Here is a 15,311-nt window from a genome sequence, read left to right on the forward strand (position 1 = left end):
GTACCGTGCACGCATGCGGTGGGAGTCGCTCTTCGCGGACATGGAGGCCCAGCTCGCGGCCGGTCGGCTCGCCGACGTCCGCGCCGACGTGGCCGAGCTCGCGCGCGCCGAACGAGCCTCGATCACCCTCGCTGCGCGGGCCCGTGCGTCGATCGGTCGACCCGTGCGGGTGCTGGTGGGTGGTGCCGACGTGGTCGAGGGCGAGCTGGTCGACGCCGCGCCGGAGTGGCTCCTGGTGGCGACGTCTCCCGTGCGGCGGGCGCTCGTCCCGGTCACCGCCGCGGCAGCGCTCGACGGGCTCGTCACGCACGCGGCCCCGGCGCCCCGTGCGGTGAAGGCGCGCCTGGGCCTCGGGCACGCCCTGCGCGCTCTGGCTCGGGACCGCGCCGTGGTCAGGGTGCGCGCCGCGGACGCCGACCTGACGGGTCGCATCGAGCGCGTCGGGGCGGACCACCTGGACCTCGCGGAGGTCGACGGGCGGCGCGGCACGTGGGCGGTCACGTTCGCGACGCTGCGCGCGGTCCAGACGGGGTGAGGGCCGGTCAGTCCCCGGCGCCGTCGGCGACCGAGCCGCCGTCGCTCGAGATGCGGGCGCGCGTCTGCTCGTACATCCGCTGGATGTACTTCTCCAGCTCGGTCGACTCCACGCGCCACTGCAGCCGCCCGCCGATCTGGATGGCGGGCAGCTCACCGGAGCGCACGAGCGCGTAGGCCTGCGGCGCCGAGATGTTCAGCACCTCGGTGACGTCCGCGAGGGTCAGGAACCGCGAAGACATGACCGCAGTGTGGCACGCGGTGGCGCCCGGACCCGGTTGTCCACAATGCTCCGTTCGCGCCGGTCGGCAGACGGCAGGATGGCCGTCTGCACCGCCGCACCACGACCCAGGGGAGCCGATGGACACGAGCGTGATGGACCTGCCTGCACCGGTGGCGGCTCGGCTGCGGCGCCCCGGTTGGCGTGACCCTCGGCTGCTGGCGGGGATCGCGATGGTCGCCGCGTCGGTGCTGCTCGGCTCGTGGGCGGTGCGCACGGCGCAGTCCACCGTTCCCGTCTATGTGACGCGCGCCGCGCTCGTGCCGGGTGACCGCGTCGCGGCCGACGAGCTCGCGGTCGTCGACGTCCGGCTGGGCACCGTCAACCTCGACCACTACCTGCGCGCCGACCGGGCGGTCGCGAGCGACGTGGTGGCCGTCCGTGCCGTCGGTCGCGGCGAGCTGGTGCCCGCGTCAGCGGTGGGCTCGTCGGCGGACCTCGACCTGCGCCCCGTCTCGGTGACGCTGACCCGCGCGCCGTCGAGCGACGTGGTCCCGGGCGCCCTCGTGGACCTGTGGTTCACGCCGCCCGCCCCGACGGACGAGGCCGAGCCGGGCGCGCCGGACGAGCTGGCCGGCGGCCTCACGGTCGCCGAGGTGAGCACGCCCTCCGGCGCCTTCGGCGGGTCCGGCGGGACGGTCGTGCAGGTCCTGGTCCCGAGCTCGTTGCTGCCCGCGATCCTGACCGCGCTCGCGGCCGAGGGCACGGTCGACGTCGTCCCGGTCCTGGGCACGGGAGGCTGACGTGGCGGTCGGGGTGCTCTGCGCCGTCCAGGGGTCGGCGGAGGCGATCATCGTCCAGGCCGTCGAGCAGACGGGCGGCCGGCTCAGCGTGACCAGGCGGTGCGCCGACCTCACCGAGCTGCTGGCGGCCGCCGAGGCGGGGCTGGGGCGGCTGGCCGTCGTCTCGGGCGACCTCGACCTTCTCGACCGGGAGGCGATCGAGCTGCTGCACCGGGCCGGGGTCCGTGTCGTGGGCATCGGCGACGCCACGCGCCCGTGGCTCGGGGAGCGGCTCGTGGCGCTCGGCGCGGACCTGGTGACCGTCGCGCCGCACGACGAGGCGTCCGCGAGCGACGTCGTGCGGGAGGCGCTCGCCATCCTCGGCGCCGCACCTGAGGGCGACCCCGAGCCGTCGTGGCCCGACGAGCAGACCGTCCGGCGTCCGGCGCGCGGACTCGTCGTCGCCGTCTGGGGTCCGACGGGTGCACCCGGCCGCACGACCGTGGCCGTCAACGTGGCAGCAGAGCTCGCCGCCGCCGGACGCCGGACGTTGCTCGTCGACGCCGACACCTACGGCGGGAGCGTCGCGCAGGTGGTCGGGATGCTCGACGAGGCGCCCGGGCTCGCCGCCGCCGCACGGGCGGCCGGGCAGGGCACGCTCGACCTGATGACCCTCGCTCGCCTCACGCCGACGATCGCCCCCGGCCTGCGGGTCCTGTCGGGCATCTCGCGAGCGGACCGCTGGCCGGAGCTCCCGTCCTCGTCGCTGGACGCGGTGTGGACGGTCGCGCGGGGGCTCGCCGAGTGGACGGTGATCGACTGCGGCTTCTGCCTCGAGCAGGACGAGGCGCTCAGCTACGACACCCGGGCACCCCGCAGGAACGCCGCCACGCTCAGCGCCCTGGAGGCCGCCGACGTCGTGCTCGTCGTCGGCGCGGGGGACCCGGTGGGCATCCAGCGGCTCGTCCGCGGCCTGGGCGAGCTCACCGACCTCGGGCTGGGCAGCACGCGGTTCGTCCTGGTGAACCGGGTCCGGGCGTCGGTCGCGGGCCCGCATCCTGCCGACGCCGTCGGCCAGGCGCTCGCCCGGTACGCAGGAGTCACCGACGCGCACCTGGTGCCCGACGACCGTCCGGCCCTGGACACGGCCCTGCTCGAGGCCCGGACGCTGCGAGAGGCGGCGCCGGGGTCCCCTGTGCGACGCGTCCTGGCAGGGGTCGCGGCACGGGTCGACGGGCTGCTCGTCGCCGCACCCCTCGAGGAGTCTGTCGAGGAGTCCGTCGTCTGCTGAGGCGGGTGGCGCGCACCGGCGCCCGCGGCCCGTGCGCGTCCGGACGAGCGGGCGAGCGTGGAAGCGGCACACTGGCCCCGTGCGCATCTACCTCCCCGCCTCGCTCGACGAGCTCGACCCCGCCTCCCCGCCGCTGTCGGCGCGCCGTGCGCACGCCGTGACACCGGCGCTGCGGGCGATGTTCCCCGACGAGGACGACGAGGGTCTGGAGTACGCCGCCCAGCTGGCGGCTGCCGACGACTCGCTCGTGCTCCTGGGCGAGCGACGGGACGCCCCGCAGCTGCGGTGCGTCGTGTCGGCGGACGTCGCCGACGCGGCGGTGCTCGCGCTGTCGGACGACGACGACGTGCCGAGCGCCGTCGAGCTGACGCGTGCCGTCCCGCAGGCCGACGTCATCTGCGCGCACGTCGACGAACCCGCGGCAGCGACCGACGTCGCGCTGGCGGCCGGGGGAGACGAGGCGGCTGCCGCGCGCCTCGACGAGCGCGACCTGCTCTGGTACGACGCGTCCGAGCTCGGGAGCGTCCCGCGCTGACACGGCGGGGGCCGGCCCCGTGGGTGGGCTTCGTCACGTGGCGGGTCGCCGGTTGGACCCGGCCTCGGCGCTCGGGTAGTGTTCACCGCCGGTACGACGTCCGGATGCACGCGGGTCCGCCCCGCCAGGCGACCTTCGAGCTCCGGGCGTTATACCCCCATGGGGTATGGTGTAATTGGCAGCACGACTGATTCTGGTTCAGTTAGTCTAGGTTCGAGTCCTGGTACCCCAGCGCGAGCACCGCTGGCTCGATCTCCTCGGAGCATCGGGTAGAGTGTTCACTCGCAAGCGAGGCCCACGGGCCGAGCAGCGTATAGGCCCCCGTTGTGTAGCGGCCTAGCACGCCGCCCTCTCACGGCGGTAGCGCCGGTTCGAATCCGGTCGGGGGTACGTCAAGAAGGCCCGGTCACCATGACCGGGCCTTCTGCGTTGCTGATGGCCGCGAGGACTCGTCGCTCCGAGGTCAGTGCTGGCCGGGCGGTCCGTGCGACGACGTGGGCAGGAGCGCGACGACACCCCAGCCGATCACCGCGGCGATCGCGCCGACGAGCACGCCGGTGACCACGGCGTCGCCGGCGCCCCCGCCGCCCAGGAGGGCGAGGACCGCGCCCAGGGCGAGACCTGCGGTGCCGGCGACGATCGCCACCCGCCGGCGCAGGCGGCGCCGCGAGGCGGCGGCCCCGCGGACGGCCACGTCAGTCCGCCGTCCGTCGCAGGACCTCGGTCAGCCGGTTGGCCGCCGAGACGACCGCGGCGGCGTGCAGCCGGCCCGGCTGCCGGGAGAGCCGCTCGAGCGGCCCGGAGACCGACACGGCGGCCACGATGCGGCCCGACGGCCCGCGCACCGGCGCGGACACCGACGCGACGCCGACCTCGCGCTCGGACACCGACTGCGCCCAGCCGCGGCGGCGGACGCCGGACAGGATCGTCGCGGTGAACTTGGCGCCCTGCAGGCCGCGGTGCAGCCGGTCGGGCTCCTCCCAGGCGAGCAGGATCTGCGCGGCGGAACCGGCGTGCATGGTCAGGGTGGCGCCGACCGGGATCGAGTCGCGCAGGCCGATCGGGCGCTCGGCCGCGGCGACACAGATGCGCTGGTCCCCCTGGCGGCGGTAGAGCTGGGCGCTCTCGCCCGTGTGGTCGCGCAGGGCGGCCAGCACGGGGCCGGCCGCGGCGAGCAGACGGTCCTCGCCGGCGGCCGTCGCGAGCTCCGAGAGGCGGGGTCCGAGCACGAACCGACCCTGCATGTCACGCGCGACGAGCCGGTGGTGCTCGAGCGCCACGGCCAGCCGGTGGGCCGTCGGTCGAGCAAGATGGGTGGCGGTAACGAGCTGCGCGAGCGTGGCCGGGCCTGCCTCGAGGGCGCTGAGAACGGACGCGGCCTTGTCCAGCACGCCGACTCCGCTAGAGTTGTCCATAGGTCGATATTGGCGTCTCGCAGGCTGAGATGCAAGTACGACGGCAGACGAGCCGGGAAAACCACACTCCCGGCCGAGAGAACGAACGAGAGAACGGACCGAGAAGATGGCCGGCACGTTGGCGGAGAAGGTCTGGGACGCGCACGTCGTGCGACGGGGCACCGACGGGGCGCCCGACCTCCTCTACATCGACCTCCACCTCGTGCACGAGGTGACGAGCCCTCAGGCGTTCGAGGGGCTCCGCCTGGCAGGCCGCACGGTTCGCCGCCCGGACCTCACCCTCGCGACCGAGGACCACAACACCCCCACGCTCGACATCGACCGGCCCATCGCCGACGAGACGAGCCGCACGCAGATCCAGACCCTGCGCAACAACGCCGCGGAGTTCGGCGTGCGGATCCACTCGCTCGGCGACGCGGACCAGGGCATCGTCCACCAGGTCGGCCCGCAGCTCGGGCTGACCCAGCCCGGGCTCACCGTGGTCTGCGGGGACTCGCACACCTCGACGCACGGCGCGTTCGGCGCCCTGGCGTTCGGCATCGGCACCAGCGAGGTCGAGCACGTGCTCGCCACGCAGACCCTGCCGCTGGCGCCGTTCAAGACCATGGCGATCACGGTCGACGGCGAGCTGCCCGCCGGCGCGACGAGCAAGGACATCATCCTGGCGATCATCGCCAAGATCGGCACCGGCGGCGGTCAGGGCTACGTGCTCGAGTACCGCGGCGAGGCCATCCGCGCGCTGTCGATGGAAGCCCGCATGACGGTCTGCAACATGTCGATCGAGGCCGGTGCGCGCGCGGGCATGATCGCCCCCGACCAGACCACGTTCGACTACCTCAAGGGGCGCCCGCACGCGCCTGAGGGCGCGGACTGGGACGCCGCGGTGGAGTACTGGAGCACGCTGCGGACCGACGACGACGCGGAGTTCGACGTCGAGGTCGTCCTCAAGGCCGAGGACCTCGAGCCGTTCGTCACCTGGGGCACCAACCCCGGCCAGGGTCTGCCGCTGTCCGGGTCCGTCCCGGTGCCGGAGGAGATCGCCGACGCCGACGAGCGCGGAGCCGCCGAGCGGGCCATCGAGTACATGGGCCTGACCCCGGGGCAGCCGCTGCGCGAGATCAAGGTCGACACGGTCTTCATCGGCTCGTGCACCAACGGCCGCATCGAGGACCTGCGCTCGGTGGCCAAGGTCATCCGGGGCAGGCACAAGTCCGACGACGTCCGCGTCCTCGTGGTGCCGGCGTCGGCGCGCGTGCGGCTCCAGGCGGAGGCCGAGGGGCTCGACAAGATCTTCCTCGACTTCGGCGCCGAGTGGCGCAATGCCGGCTGCTCGATGTGTCTGGGCATGAACCCCGACCAGCTGGCACCGGGGGAGCGCTCGGCGTCCACGTCGAACCGCAACTTCGAGGGCCGGCAGGGCAAGGGCGGACGCACGCACCTGGTCTCGCCGCTCGTCGCCGCGGCGACCGCCATCCGCGGCACGCTGTCGTCCTACGCCGACCTCGAGACGGGCGCGCCGACGCCCGACGGCAGCCCCCTCACCGACCTCCAGACGGTCTGACCCAGGAAAGCGAGCACTGTCATGGAGAAGTTCAGCCAGCACACCGGCGTCGGGGTCCCGCTGCGGCGCAGCAACGTCGACACCGACCAGATCATCCCGGCCGTCTACCTCAAGCGCGTCACGCGCACCGGCTTCGAGGACGCCCTGTTCGCCGCCTGGCGCGGCGACCCGTCGTTCATCCTCAACCAGGAGGCCTACGCCAACGGCTCGGTCCTCGTCGCCGGGCCCGACTTCGGCACCGGCTCGTCCCGTGAGCACGCCGTCTGGGCGCTCAAGGACTACGGGTTCAAGGTCGTCATCTCGAACCGCTTCGCCGACATCTTCCGCGGCAACTCCGGCAAGCAGGGCCTGCTCGCCGCACAGGCCGCGCAGGAGGACATCGAGCTGATCTGGAAGATCCTCGAGACGCGTCCGGGCACCGCCGTGACGGTCGACCTCGAGTCGAGGACGATCACGTGCGACGACGTCGTCGTGCCGTTCCAGGTCGACGACTACACGCGCTGGCGCCTCATGGAGGGCCTCGACGACATCGGGCTCACGCTCGAGCACGCCGACGAGATCTCGGAGTTCGAGGCCCGGCGCGAGTCGTGGCGGCCCGCCACGCTGCCCGCCAAGCACCTGCCGCCGGTCGAGATCGTCGCAGCGCGGCCCGCCGGCGTGCCCGTCGAGATCGGGCGCCGGCCCTGACCCCGGTCCGGCGTGCCGCCCTCTGGTGGCGCGCCGGACCGACCCAGTGACTAGCGTGTGCGCTGGGCCACGGTGCAGTGCGCGCCGGCCGAGGGAGGATCACCATGCCGGGCAAGTCGCAGATCGCCGACCGGATCGCCGCGAGAGGCGCCTCCCGCGCCGCGGCCGCCGCGGCGGTCGAGGCCGTGCTGGACGAGATCACGACCGCGCTCGCGGCCGGGGAGCGGGTGACGCTGACCGGGTTCGGGACGTTCGAGGCCACCGGTCGCGCTGCCCGCTCGGGCCGCAACCCGCGCACGGGTGAAACGCTGGAGGTCGCGGCCACGACGGTGGCCAGGTTCCACCCCGGAGCGACGCTGCGGGCCCGCGTCGCCGACGGCGCCGCAGAGCCGCTCGGCGCCGTCGCCGACCTGAGCTCCCTCCAGGGCCTGGCCGCACCCGAGCCGGCACCCGCTGCGGCGCGGACCGCGGCGGCCGGCGCCACGGCGAAGGCGTCGAGCAAGCCGACCGCGGCCCCGAAGGCGACGAGCAAGCCCACCCCGGCCCCGAAGGCATCGAGCAAGCCCACCTCGGGCGCGAAGGCGAGCGCCAAGGCGAAGGCGAAGGCCGAGGCGAAGAAGGCCGAGGTCAAGAAGCGCGCTGATGCCGCGAAGAAGGCCGACGCGAAGAAGCGGGCCGACGCCAAGAAGGCGGACGCCAAGAAGAAGAAGGCCGACGCCAAGTCCTCGAAGAAGTCTGGCAAGGGGCACGCCAAGAAGAAGTGACGGCTCGCCCCGTCACGTGAAGGTTTCGCACCCGCTCGGCGTGCCGACGCGGGTGCGGTCAGGAGCACGCGCGCGCGTGGGAGACGATGGTTCGATGACCGACCTGCTGTACGTCAACGGTGGCAACCCGCTCGCGGGCGAGATCACCGTCCGCGGTGCCAAGAACTTCGTCTCCAAGGCGATGGTCGCCGCGCTGCTGGGGGAGACGCCGAGCGTGCTGCGCAACGTCCCCCAGATCCGCGACGTCGCGGTGGTCACCGGGCTGCTGGAGCTGCACGGCGTCAAGGTCGCCGCCGACGCCGAGGCGGGCGTCCTGCACCTCGACCCCACGGACGTCGAGTCGGCGCACGTCGCGGACATCGACACCCACGCCGGGTCCAGCCGCATCCCGATCCTGTTCTGCGGGCCGCTGCTGCACCGGCTCGGTGAGGCGTTCATCCCGGACCTCGGGGGCTGCCGGATCGGCGACCGGCCGATCAACTACCACCTCGACATCCTGCGGCAGTTCGGTGCGGTCGTGGACAAGACCGACAACGGCATCCACATCCGCGCCCCGCGACGGCTCCAGGGCACCAAGATCGCGCTGCCGTACCCGAGCGTGGGGGCGACCGAGCAGCTGCTGCTCACGGCCGTGCGCGCCGAGGGCGTCACCGAGCTGTCCAACGCGGCGATAGAGCCCGAGATCCTCGACCTGATCAACGTGCTGCAGAAGATGGGCGCGATCATCTCGGTGGACACGGACCGCGTGATCCGGATCGAGGGTGTCGACCGGCTCGTCGGCTTCCAGCACACCGCGCTGTCCGACCGGATCGAGGCGGCGTCGTGGGCGTCGGCGGCCCTGGCGACCGGCGGCGACATCTACGTCCGCGGCGCGACCCAGCCGGAGATGACGACGTTCCTCAACACGTTCCGCAAGGTCGGCGGTGAGTTCGCCATCGACGACGCGGGCATCCGGTTCTTCCACCCGGGCGGGGACCTGCGCTCGATCACGCTCGAGACGGACGTGCACCCCGGGTTCATGACGGACTGGCAGCAGCCGCTCGTCGTCGCCCTGACCCAGGCCAAGGGCCTCTCGATCGTGCACGAGACGGTCTACGAGAACCGGTTCGGGTTCACCGAGGCCCTGGTCGGGATGGGGGCGACGATCCAGGTCTACAAGGAGTGCCTGGGCGGGCGGCCCTGCCGGTTCGGGCAGCGCAACTTCTACCACTCCGCGGTGATCTCCGGGCCGACGCCGCTGGCCGCGGCCGACATCGAGGTGCCGGACCTGCGCGGAGGCTTCAGCCACCTCATCGCGGCGCTCGCCGCGAAGGGCACCTCGTCGGTGCGGGGCATCAGCCTCATCGACCGGGGGTACGAGCACTTCATGGCGAAGCTCGGGGCGCTCGGCGCCGAGTTCAGCCGCGACTGACAGGTAGCATCGGCTCCCGTGCAACCGCCGGCCAGATCGAATCGCGCCTACCGCAACGTCGCTCACATCGTGCGGCCCCTCCTGCGCGCGATGACGCGCACGGACTGGAGCGGGACGGAGAACTTCCCCCGTGAGGGCGGGTTCATCGTCGCGTCGAACCACATGACGAACATCGACCCGCTGACGTTCGCGCACTTCCTGTGGGACAACGGCGTCGCGCCGCGCATCCTGGCGAAGGCGCCCCTGTTCAAGGTCCCGGTGGTGGCCGGCGTCCTGCGCGCGACCGGCCAGATCCCCGTGTACCGGAACACGTCGTCGGCGGGGGAGTCGCTCACGGCGGCGGTCGCCGCGATCGGCGAGGGCGAGGTCGTGGCGGTCTTCCCCGAGGGCACCCTGACCCGGGACCCCGACCTGTGGCCGATGGTCGGCAAGACCGGGATCGCGCGGCTGGCGCTCACCACGCAGGCGCCGGTGATCCCTGTCGCGCAGTGGGGCCCGCAGCTGCTCCTGGGCCGCTACAAGAAGCTCCTCAAGCCCTTCCCGCGCAAGAAGGTCACCGTCGTCGCGGGCCCTCCCGTGGTGCTCGACGACCTGTACGGACGCCCGCAGGACACCGCCACCCTGCGCGAGGCCACGGAGCGGGTCATGGACGCGATCACGGCGCTGCTGGCGCAGGTGCGCGACGAGGAGCCGCCCGCGGTGCGCTACGACATGCGCAAGCCGCTCGCCCAGGGCGAGAAGCGCGTCGGCGGGGACCACGCGACCCACCCCGAGCTGCCGTGACGGCGGACCAGGTGACGCACGACCGGCCGCACCCCCCGGGTGCACCGCGGCTGCGGGCCGCGGTGCTGGGAGCCGGTGCCTGGGGCACGACGTTCGCGGCCGTCATGGCCGACGCCGGGTGCGACGTGACGGTCTGGGGGCGCGACGAGAAGGTCTGCCGGCAGATCGCCGACGAGCACCGCAACGAGGCCTACCTGCCGGGGGTCGAGCTGCCGGCGCGGGTCACCGCGTCGAGCGACGCCCGGGCCGTGCTCGCCGGCGCCGATGTCGTCGCCGTCGCGATCCCGTCGCAGAGCGCGCGCGCCACCCTGACGCCCCTGGCCGACGCCGTCGCGCGCCATGCCGTGGCCGTGTCGCTGATGAAGGGTGTCGAGCTGTCGACCGACCGCCGCATGAGCGAGGTCGTCGCCGAGTCGCTCGGCATCCCCGCCGACCGGATCGCCGTGGTCTCCGGGCCCAACCTGGCGCTCGAGATCGCCCACCGGCAGCCGACGGCGACCGTCGTGGCCTCCACGAGCGCCTCGACGGCCCAGCTGGTGGCGCGGGCGTGCGCGTCCGCGTACTTCCGGCCGTACACGAACGACGACGTCGTCGGCGTGGAGCTGTGCGGCGCCGTGAAGAACGTCATCGCCCTCGCGGTGGGCATCTCGCAGGGCCGCGGCCTCGGCTACAACACGATGGCGACGGTCATCACGCGCGGCCTCGTGGAGATCACCCGCCTCGGGCTGGCGCTCGGCGCGGACGCCGACACGTTCCCGGGGCTCGCGGGCCTCGGCGACCTCATGGCGACGTGCGCCTCGCCCGACTCGCGCAACCACACGCTCGGCGGTCACATCGGCCGCGGGATGACCCTCGACGAGGCGGTCTCCGCGACCGGGGGCACCGCGGAGGGCGTGAAGTCGTGCCGGTCGGTCCTGGAGCTCGCCACGACCCTCGGGGTCGAGATGCCGATCACGTCGGCGGTCGTCAAGGTGCTGCACGAGGGCCTGCCCGTCGACCAGCTGGCCCCGCTGCTGCTGGCGCGGCCGCACAAGGCCGAAGGGGCCTAGAGCGACCCGAGCCCCTGCGCGAGGTCCCGCCAGAGGTCCTCGACGTCCTCGATGCCGACCGACATCCGCAGCAGGTCCTCCGGCACGGTGACGGACTCGGTGGCGAAGCGGCGCCGTCGCTCGAGCGTCGACTCGACGCCGCCGAGGCTCGTCGCGGGGACCCAGAGCCGCAGGGCCGCGACGAGGGCGTCGGCCGCGTCGGGGCCGCCGTGCGGGCGCAGGCCGATGATCGCGCCGAAGCCGTCCATGAGGCGCTCGGCCCGCTCGTGGCCGGGGTCCGAGGGCAGGCTCGGGTGCCGGACCTCCGCGACCGCCGGGTGCTTGGCGAGGCGCCGTGCGAGCTCGGCGGCATTGCTCTGGGCCCGCTCGACCCGCAGCGCGAGGGTGCGCAGACCGCGCAGGGCCAGCCACACCTCGAACGGCCCGGCGATCGACCCGTGCAGCGTGCGGTACGCGTGCAGCCGCGCGTGCAGGGCGGGGTCGTCGGCCAGCGCGGCGCCGAGCACCACGTCCGTGTGCCCGGCGAGGTACTTGGTCACGGAGTGCACGACCACGTCCGCGCCGTGCTCGAACGGACGCTGGACGAGGGGCGTGGCGAACGTGTTGTCGACGCCGACGAGCGCGCCGACGGCGTGCGCCGCCGCGACGAGCGCCGGCAGGTCGGCGACCTCGAGCATGGGGTTGGTCGGCGTCTCGACCCAGAGCATCGACGGGGGCCGGCCCTCGCTCAGGGCGGCGACCACCGCCGCGGTGTCGTCGATGTCGACCATGGTCACGTCGATGCCGAGGCGGTCCCGGAGGTCCTGCGCGTACCCGAGCGTCACCTGGTACGCGTGCCGAGGCAGGACCAGCCGGCCGCCGGGCGGCACCAGGGACAGCGCGGCCGCGATGGCCGCCATCCCCGAGCCGAACACCAGGGCGGGGTGCGCCGACCCCTCCAGGGTGCCGAGAGCCTCCTCGAACGGGTGCCACGTCGCGGCGTCCATGCGGCCGTAGAGGGGCTCGCCCGCCCCGGGCACACCCTGCGAGACGAAGGTGGAGGAGAGCACGACCGGCGGGTTCACGGGAGCGCCCTGCGTGCGGTCCGGCCGGCCGGCGGCGACGACGAGCGTCGCGGGGGAGAGGTCGTCATCGGGGTCGGAGGTCACGTGCCGCACGTTACCCGGGGGCCGCCCCGGCGACGCAGCGTGGGCTGACGCACGGATGCGTGCACCGAGGGCCCGGACGGCCTTGGCGAGCCGCCCCCGCCAGGTAGGGTCGGGCGCGATGGACGCCACCTCTGAGCCCTCGGGCCACGACCAGACCCCCGCCGCGACCCGTGGACAGGCTCCCGGGAACGGCCGCCGCCCCCGCGTGATGGTCCTGTTCGGTGGTCGCTCCGGCGAGCACGCGATCAGCTGCGCGACGGCCGGCGGGGTGCTGCGCGCCATCGACCGCGACCGCTACGACGTCCTTGCCGTGGGCATCACTCCGGCCGGCCGCTGGGTGCTCGCCGACGACGACCCCGAGCGCTGGGCGATCACCGACGGCCACCTGCCGCAGGTCGAGGACACCGCGGCGCACGTGCTGCTCCCGCAGGCGGTCGACGACCGCGACGTCCAGGTGCTCGAGGCGGGGCAGCTGCCGCGCGTGCTCGGCGAGGTCGACGTCGTCTTCCCCCTGCTGCACGGACCCTTCGGCGAGGACGGCACACTGCAGGGCCTGCTCGAGCTCGCCGACGTCCGCTACGTCGGCGCCGGGGTGCTCGCGTCCGCGGTCGGCATGGACAAGCACATGATGAAGCTCGTCCTCGCGGGCCACGGGCTGCCCGTCGGCCCGTTCCGCGTGGTCCTCCCCGGCGAGCTGGACCGCGACCCCGACGGCGTCACGGCGCGGATCGCCGAGCTCGGGCTGCCGGTGTTCGTCAAGCCCGCGCGCGCCGGCTCCAGCCTGGGGATCTCCCGCGTGACGGACCTGGCCGACCTGCCTGCCGCCATCGCCGCCGCCGCCGCGCACGACCCGAAGATCGTCGTCGAGGCCGCGATCGTCGGGCGCGAGATCGAGTGCGGCGTGCTGGGCGGCCACGACGGGGACCGGGCGCGCGCGTCGCTCCCCGGCGAGATCGTCGTCACCGACCCCCGGCACACGTTCTACGACTTCGAGGCGAAGTACCTCGACGAGGCCGGTGTGACGCTGGCGTGCCCGGCGGACCTGCCCGAGGGGATCGTCGAGGCCGTGCGCGACGTGGCCGTCCGGACGTTCGAGGCCGTCGGGTGCGAGGGGCTGGCCCGTGTCGACGTCTTCGTGACGCCGGAGGACGACGTCGTCGTCAACGAGATCAACACGATGCCGGGGTTCACGCCGTTCTCGATGTACCCCCGTCTGTGGGAGGCGTCCGGCGTCGGCTACGCCGAGCTGGTCGACGAGCTGCTCCGGCTGGCGCTCGCCCGTCCGACCGGGTTGCGCTGACCTGTGGGCGTTCCCAGCCGCGCAGGTTACGCTTCCGTAGGTCGTGACGGATCGGGCGACGGGACCACAGCCGTGGCCGCCCCCGACGCCGGCACGACCGGGTCGTCCTCCGGGCGACCCACCGCACCCCGGGTCGGGGCTGCGCCGCCTGGCCGACACGCTGTGACGGCTCTCCGCAGATCGGTCGTGACCGTCATGGGTGCTCCCCACGCTGCCTCACCGCGCCGCCGGCGCGTCGACGTCGTCGCCGGTCGCCTCGCGTGAGCGCCGCCGTCTCGCCGCCCCCCGCCGCTGCGGCGCGCGTGGCGAAGAACGCCCAGGACTACACCGCGCTCGCGGCCTACGTGCGGGAGTCCGGTCTCCTGAAGCGTCGCTATGGCTACTACTGGACGCGCCTCATCGCGGCCGTCCTGGCGTTCGCGGGCATCTGGGTCGCTGTGGTCCTCGTCGGCGACTCGTGGTGGCAGCTGGCCGTCGCCGCAGGGCTCGCGCTCGTGCTCACGCAGATCGCGTTCCTCGGGCACGACAGCGCCCACCGCCAGATCTTCACCTCCGGGGCCTGGAACGACTGGACGTCGCGGATCCTCGCGGGAGCGTTCGCCGGCCTGAGCCACACGTGGTGGCGCAACAAGCACAACCGGCACCACGCCTCGCCCAACCAGCAGGGCACGGACCCCGACATCGCGCCCGGCGTCGTCGTCTGGACGGCCGACGCCCTGGAGACCCGCACCGGGTTCCGCGGCTGGTTCGGTCGCAACCAGGGCTGGTTCTTCTTCCCGCTGCTCATGCTCGAGGGCCTGAGCCTGCACATCTCCAGCGTGCGCATGCTGCTGGCCAAGGGGACCGTCCCGCACCGGTGGGTCGAGGCCCCCATCGTCATCACCCGCCTCGCCCTCTACGTCGGCGTCCTGTTCTACCTGCTCCCGCCCGGCAAGGCCGCTGCGTTCATCGGCGTCCAGATGGCGCTGTTCGGCGTCATGCTCGGCGGTTCCTTCGCTCCGAACCACAAGGGCATGCCGATCATCCCCGCCGGCATGAAGGTCGACTTCCTGCGCCGGCAGGTCATCACGTCGCGGAACATCAAGGGCGGCGCGGCGGTCGACTTCGTCATGGGCGGCCTGAACTACCAGGTCGAGCACCACCTGTTCCCGAGCATGCCGCGGCCGAACCTCAAGAAGGTCCAGCCGGTGGTGCGCGACTACTGCGAGCAGCTGGGCGTGACGTACACGGAGGTCGGCTTCTTCCGGTCGTACCGGATCGTCGTCGAGTACCTCAACCGTGTCGGCCTGGCCGACCGGGCGGCGTTCGACTGCCCGGTGGCCGCCCAGTACGGTCGCTGACCCGCTACACGCAGGAACGGACCTGCTCGGTCAGCGCGACGGCCGGGCCGAGCTGGTCGACGAACGCCGTCGAGCGCTCCGCCGCGACCGTGGCCGGGACGTGCAGCTCGACGGCGGGCTCGCGCCCGTAGGTGGTGAACGTCCAGCCGTCGTCGCCCTCGACGATCACCCAGTCGACGCTCGGGCCGCCGGGCGTCTCCACGGTCTGGCAGCGCTCCGTCGTGGGTCCGAGCGGCTCGACCCCGCACCGCAGGACGAGGGGCGCCGCGGGGTCGCCCCACGCGGTCGTCGCCTGGGCCGTGGTGTCGCGCTGCGGGAGCCCGTCGCCGAGGGAGTCGGGCATCGCCAGGACGACGCTCGCGCACAGCGGATCTGTCGCGTAGGGGGCGACCTGGGCGGGGACGGCGGCCGCGCACCCGGCGAGGGCCACGACGCCGGCGACGGGGGCGATCAGGAGGCGGATCCGGGGCACCGGGTCACGGTAACCCGCG

Annotated in this window: 17 protein-coding genes and 2 tRNA genes; 14 read left to right on the forward strand and 5 right to left on the reverse strand. The window is 73.7% G+C overall.

The window, feature by feature from the left end:
* Nucleotides 1–13: 13 nt before the first annotated feature.
* Nucleotides 14–535, forward strand: coding sequence for a hypothetical protein (locus tag CTE05_RS06245; RefSeq protein ID WP_146845250.1), 522 nt, complete (start codon nt 14–16; stop codon nt 533–535).
* A gap of 7 nt (nt 536–542) precedes the next feature.
* Here CTE05_RS06245 and CTE05_RS06250 read toward each other — a convergent pair whose 3' ends face one another.
* Nucleotides 543–776 (reverse strand): helix-turn-helix domain-containing protein, encoded by a 234-nt coding sequence (locus tag CTE05_RS06250; RefSeq protein WP_146845251.1) that lies wholly within the window; start codon nt 774–776, stop codon nt 543–545.
* Between the two features lie 118 nt (nt 777–894).
* Between CTE05_RS06250 and CTE05_RS06255 the strand changes: the two genes are divergently transcribed.
* From CTE05_RS06255 to CTE05_RS06275, 5 genes are all read left to right on the forward strand, one after another.
* Nucleotides 895–1,557: a CpaB family protein gene (locus CTE05_RS06255; RefSeq protein ID WP_146845252.1), complete on the forward strand. Its 663-nt coding sequence runs from the start codon at nt 895–897 to the stop codon at nt 1,555–1,557.
* Nucleotide 1,558: 1 nt separating this feature from the next.
* Nucleotides 1,559–2,827, forward strand: a complete 1,269-nt coding sequence (locus CTE05_RS06260; RefSeq protein WP_146845253.1) for a CpaE/TadZ family protein — start codon at nt 1,559–1,561, stop codon at nt 2,825–2,827.
* Nucleotides 2,828–2,906: 79 nt separating this feature from the next.
* Nucleotides 2,907–3,362, forward strand: coding sequence for a DUF6912 family protein (locus tag CTE05_RS06265; RefSeq protein ID WP_146845254.1), 456 nt, complete (start codon nt 2,907–2,909; stop codon nt 3,360–3,362).
* A 160-nt stretch (nt 3,363–3,522) separates the two neighbouring features.
* Nucleotides 3,523–3,594 (forward strand) — tRNA-Gln (locus tag CTE05_RS06270).
* Nucleotides 3,595–3,679: 85 nt separating this feature from the next.
* Nucleotides 3,680–3,752 (forward strand) — tRNA-Glu (locus tag CTE05_RS06275).
* Between the two features lie 73 nt (nt 3,753–3,825).
* Here the strand turns inward: CTE05_RS06275 and CTE05_RS06280 are convergent.
* Entirely contained in the window at nt 3,826–4,056 is a 231-nt protein-coding gene (locus CTE05_RS06280; RefSeq protein WP_146845255.1) for a hypothetical protein, read from the reverse strand.
* Nucleotide 4,057: 1 nt separating this feature from the next.
* Entirely contained in the window at nt 4,058–4,777 is a 720-nt protein-coding gene (locus tag CTE05_RS06285; RefSeq protein WP_028046824.1) for an IclR family transcriptional regulator, read from the reverse strand.
* 106 nt (nt 4,778–4,883) lie between these two features.
* On the opposite strand from CTE05_RS06285, the gene leuC reads away from it, so the two are divergent.
* The 6 genes from leuC (at nt 4,884) to CTE05_RS06315 (ending at nt 11,032) form a co-directional block, all read left to right on the forward strand.
* Complete coding sequence (leuC, locus tag CTE05_RS06290; protein WP_146845256.1) at nt 4,884–6,338, forward strand: 3-isopropylmalate dehydratase large subunit; 1,455 nt, start codon at nt 4,884–4,886, stop codon at nt 6,336–6,338.
* A 21-nt stretch (nt 6,339–6,359) separates the two neighbouring features.
* Nucleotides 6,360–7,025 (forward strand): 3-isopropylmalate dehydratase small subunit, encoded by a 666-nt coding sequence (gene leuD / locus CTE05_RS06295; RefSeq protein ID WP_146845257.1) that lies wholly within the window; start codon nt 6,360–6,362, stop codon nt 7,023–7,025.
* A 104-nt stretch (nt 7,026–7,129) separates the two neighbouring features.
* On the forward strand, nt 7,130–7,789 hold the full coding sequence (locus CTE05_RS06300) for an HU family DNA-binding protein (protein ID WP_146845258.1): 660 nt from the start codon (nt 7,130–7,132) through the stop codon (nt 7,787–7,789).
* 94 nt (nt 7,790–7,883) lie between these two features.
* Nucleotides 7,884–9,200: a UDP-N-acetylglucosamine 1-carboxyvinyltransferase gene (gene murA / locus CTE05_RS06305; protein WP_146845259.1), complete on the forward strand. Its 1,317-nt coding sequence runs from the start codon at nt 7,884–7,886 to the stop codon at nt 9,198–9,200.
* Nucleotides 9,201–9,218: 18 nt separating this feature from the next.
* Nucleotides 9,219–9,983 (forward strand): lysophospholipid acyltransferase family protein, encoded by a 765-nt coding sequence (locus tag CTE05_RS06310; RefSeq protein WP_146845260.1) that lies wholly within the window; start codon nt 9,219–9,221, stop codon nt 9,981–9,983.
* Nucleotides 9,980–11,032, forward strand: coding sequence for an NAD(P)H-dependent glycerol-3-phosphate dehydrogenase (locus tag CTE05_RS06315; RefSeq protein ID WP_371863353.1), 1,053 nt, complete (start codon nt 9,980–9,982; stop codon nt 11,030–11,032). The genes CTE05_RS06310 and CTE05_RS06315 overlap by 4 nt, the downstream gene beginning before the upstream one ends.
* Here CTE05_RS06315 and CTE05_RS06320 read toward each other — a convergent pair.
* Nucleotides 11,029–12,180 carry a trans-sulfuration enzyme family protein gene (locus tag CTE05_RS06320; RefSeq protein WP_146845261.1) on the reverse strand — a complete coding sequence of 384 codons (1,152 nt, stop codon included), beginning with the start codon at nt 12,178–12,180 and terminating at the stop codon, nt 11,029–11,031. The genes CTE05_RS06315 and CTE05_RS06320 overlap by 4 nt on opposite strands.
* 118 nt (nt 12,181–12,298) lie before the next feature.
* On the opposite strand from CTE05_RS06320, the gene CTE05_RS06325 reads away from it, so the two are divergent.
* Nucleotides 12,299–13,480 (forward strand): D-alanine--D-alanine ligase family protein, encoded by a 1,182-nt coding sequence (locus tag CTE05_RS06325; protein WP_281286157.1) that lies wholly within the window; start codon nt 12,299–12,301, stop codon nt 13,478–13,480.
* 260 nt (nt 13,481–13,740) lie between these two features.
* Nucleotides 13,741–14,820: a fatty acid desaturase family protein gene (locus tag CTE05_RS06330; RefSeq protein ID WP_222595420.1), complete on the forward strand. Its 1,080-nt coding sequence runs from the start codon at nt 13,741–13,743 to the stop codon at nt 14,818–14,820.
* A gap of 4 nt (nt 14,821–14,824) precedes the next feature.
* Here CTE05_RS06330 and CTE05_RS06335 read toward each other — a convergent pair whose 3' ends face one another.
* On the reverse strand, nt 14,825–15,292 hold the full coding sequence (locus CTE05_RS06335; protein ID WP_146845262.1) for a DUF3515 family protein: 468 nt from the start codon (nt 15,290–15,292) through the stop codon (nt 14,825–14,827).
* Between the last annotated feature and the right edge of the window lie 19 nt (nt 15,293–15,311).

The sequence above is a fragment of the Cellulomonas terrae genome (assembly GCF_007990265.1).
GTDB lineage: Bacteria > Actinomycetota > Actinomycetes > Actinomycetales > Cellulomonadaceae > Cellulomonas > Cellulomonas terrae.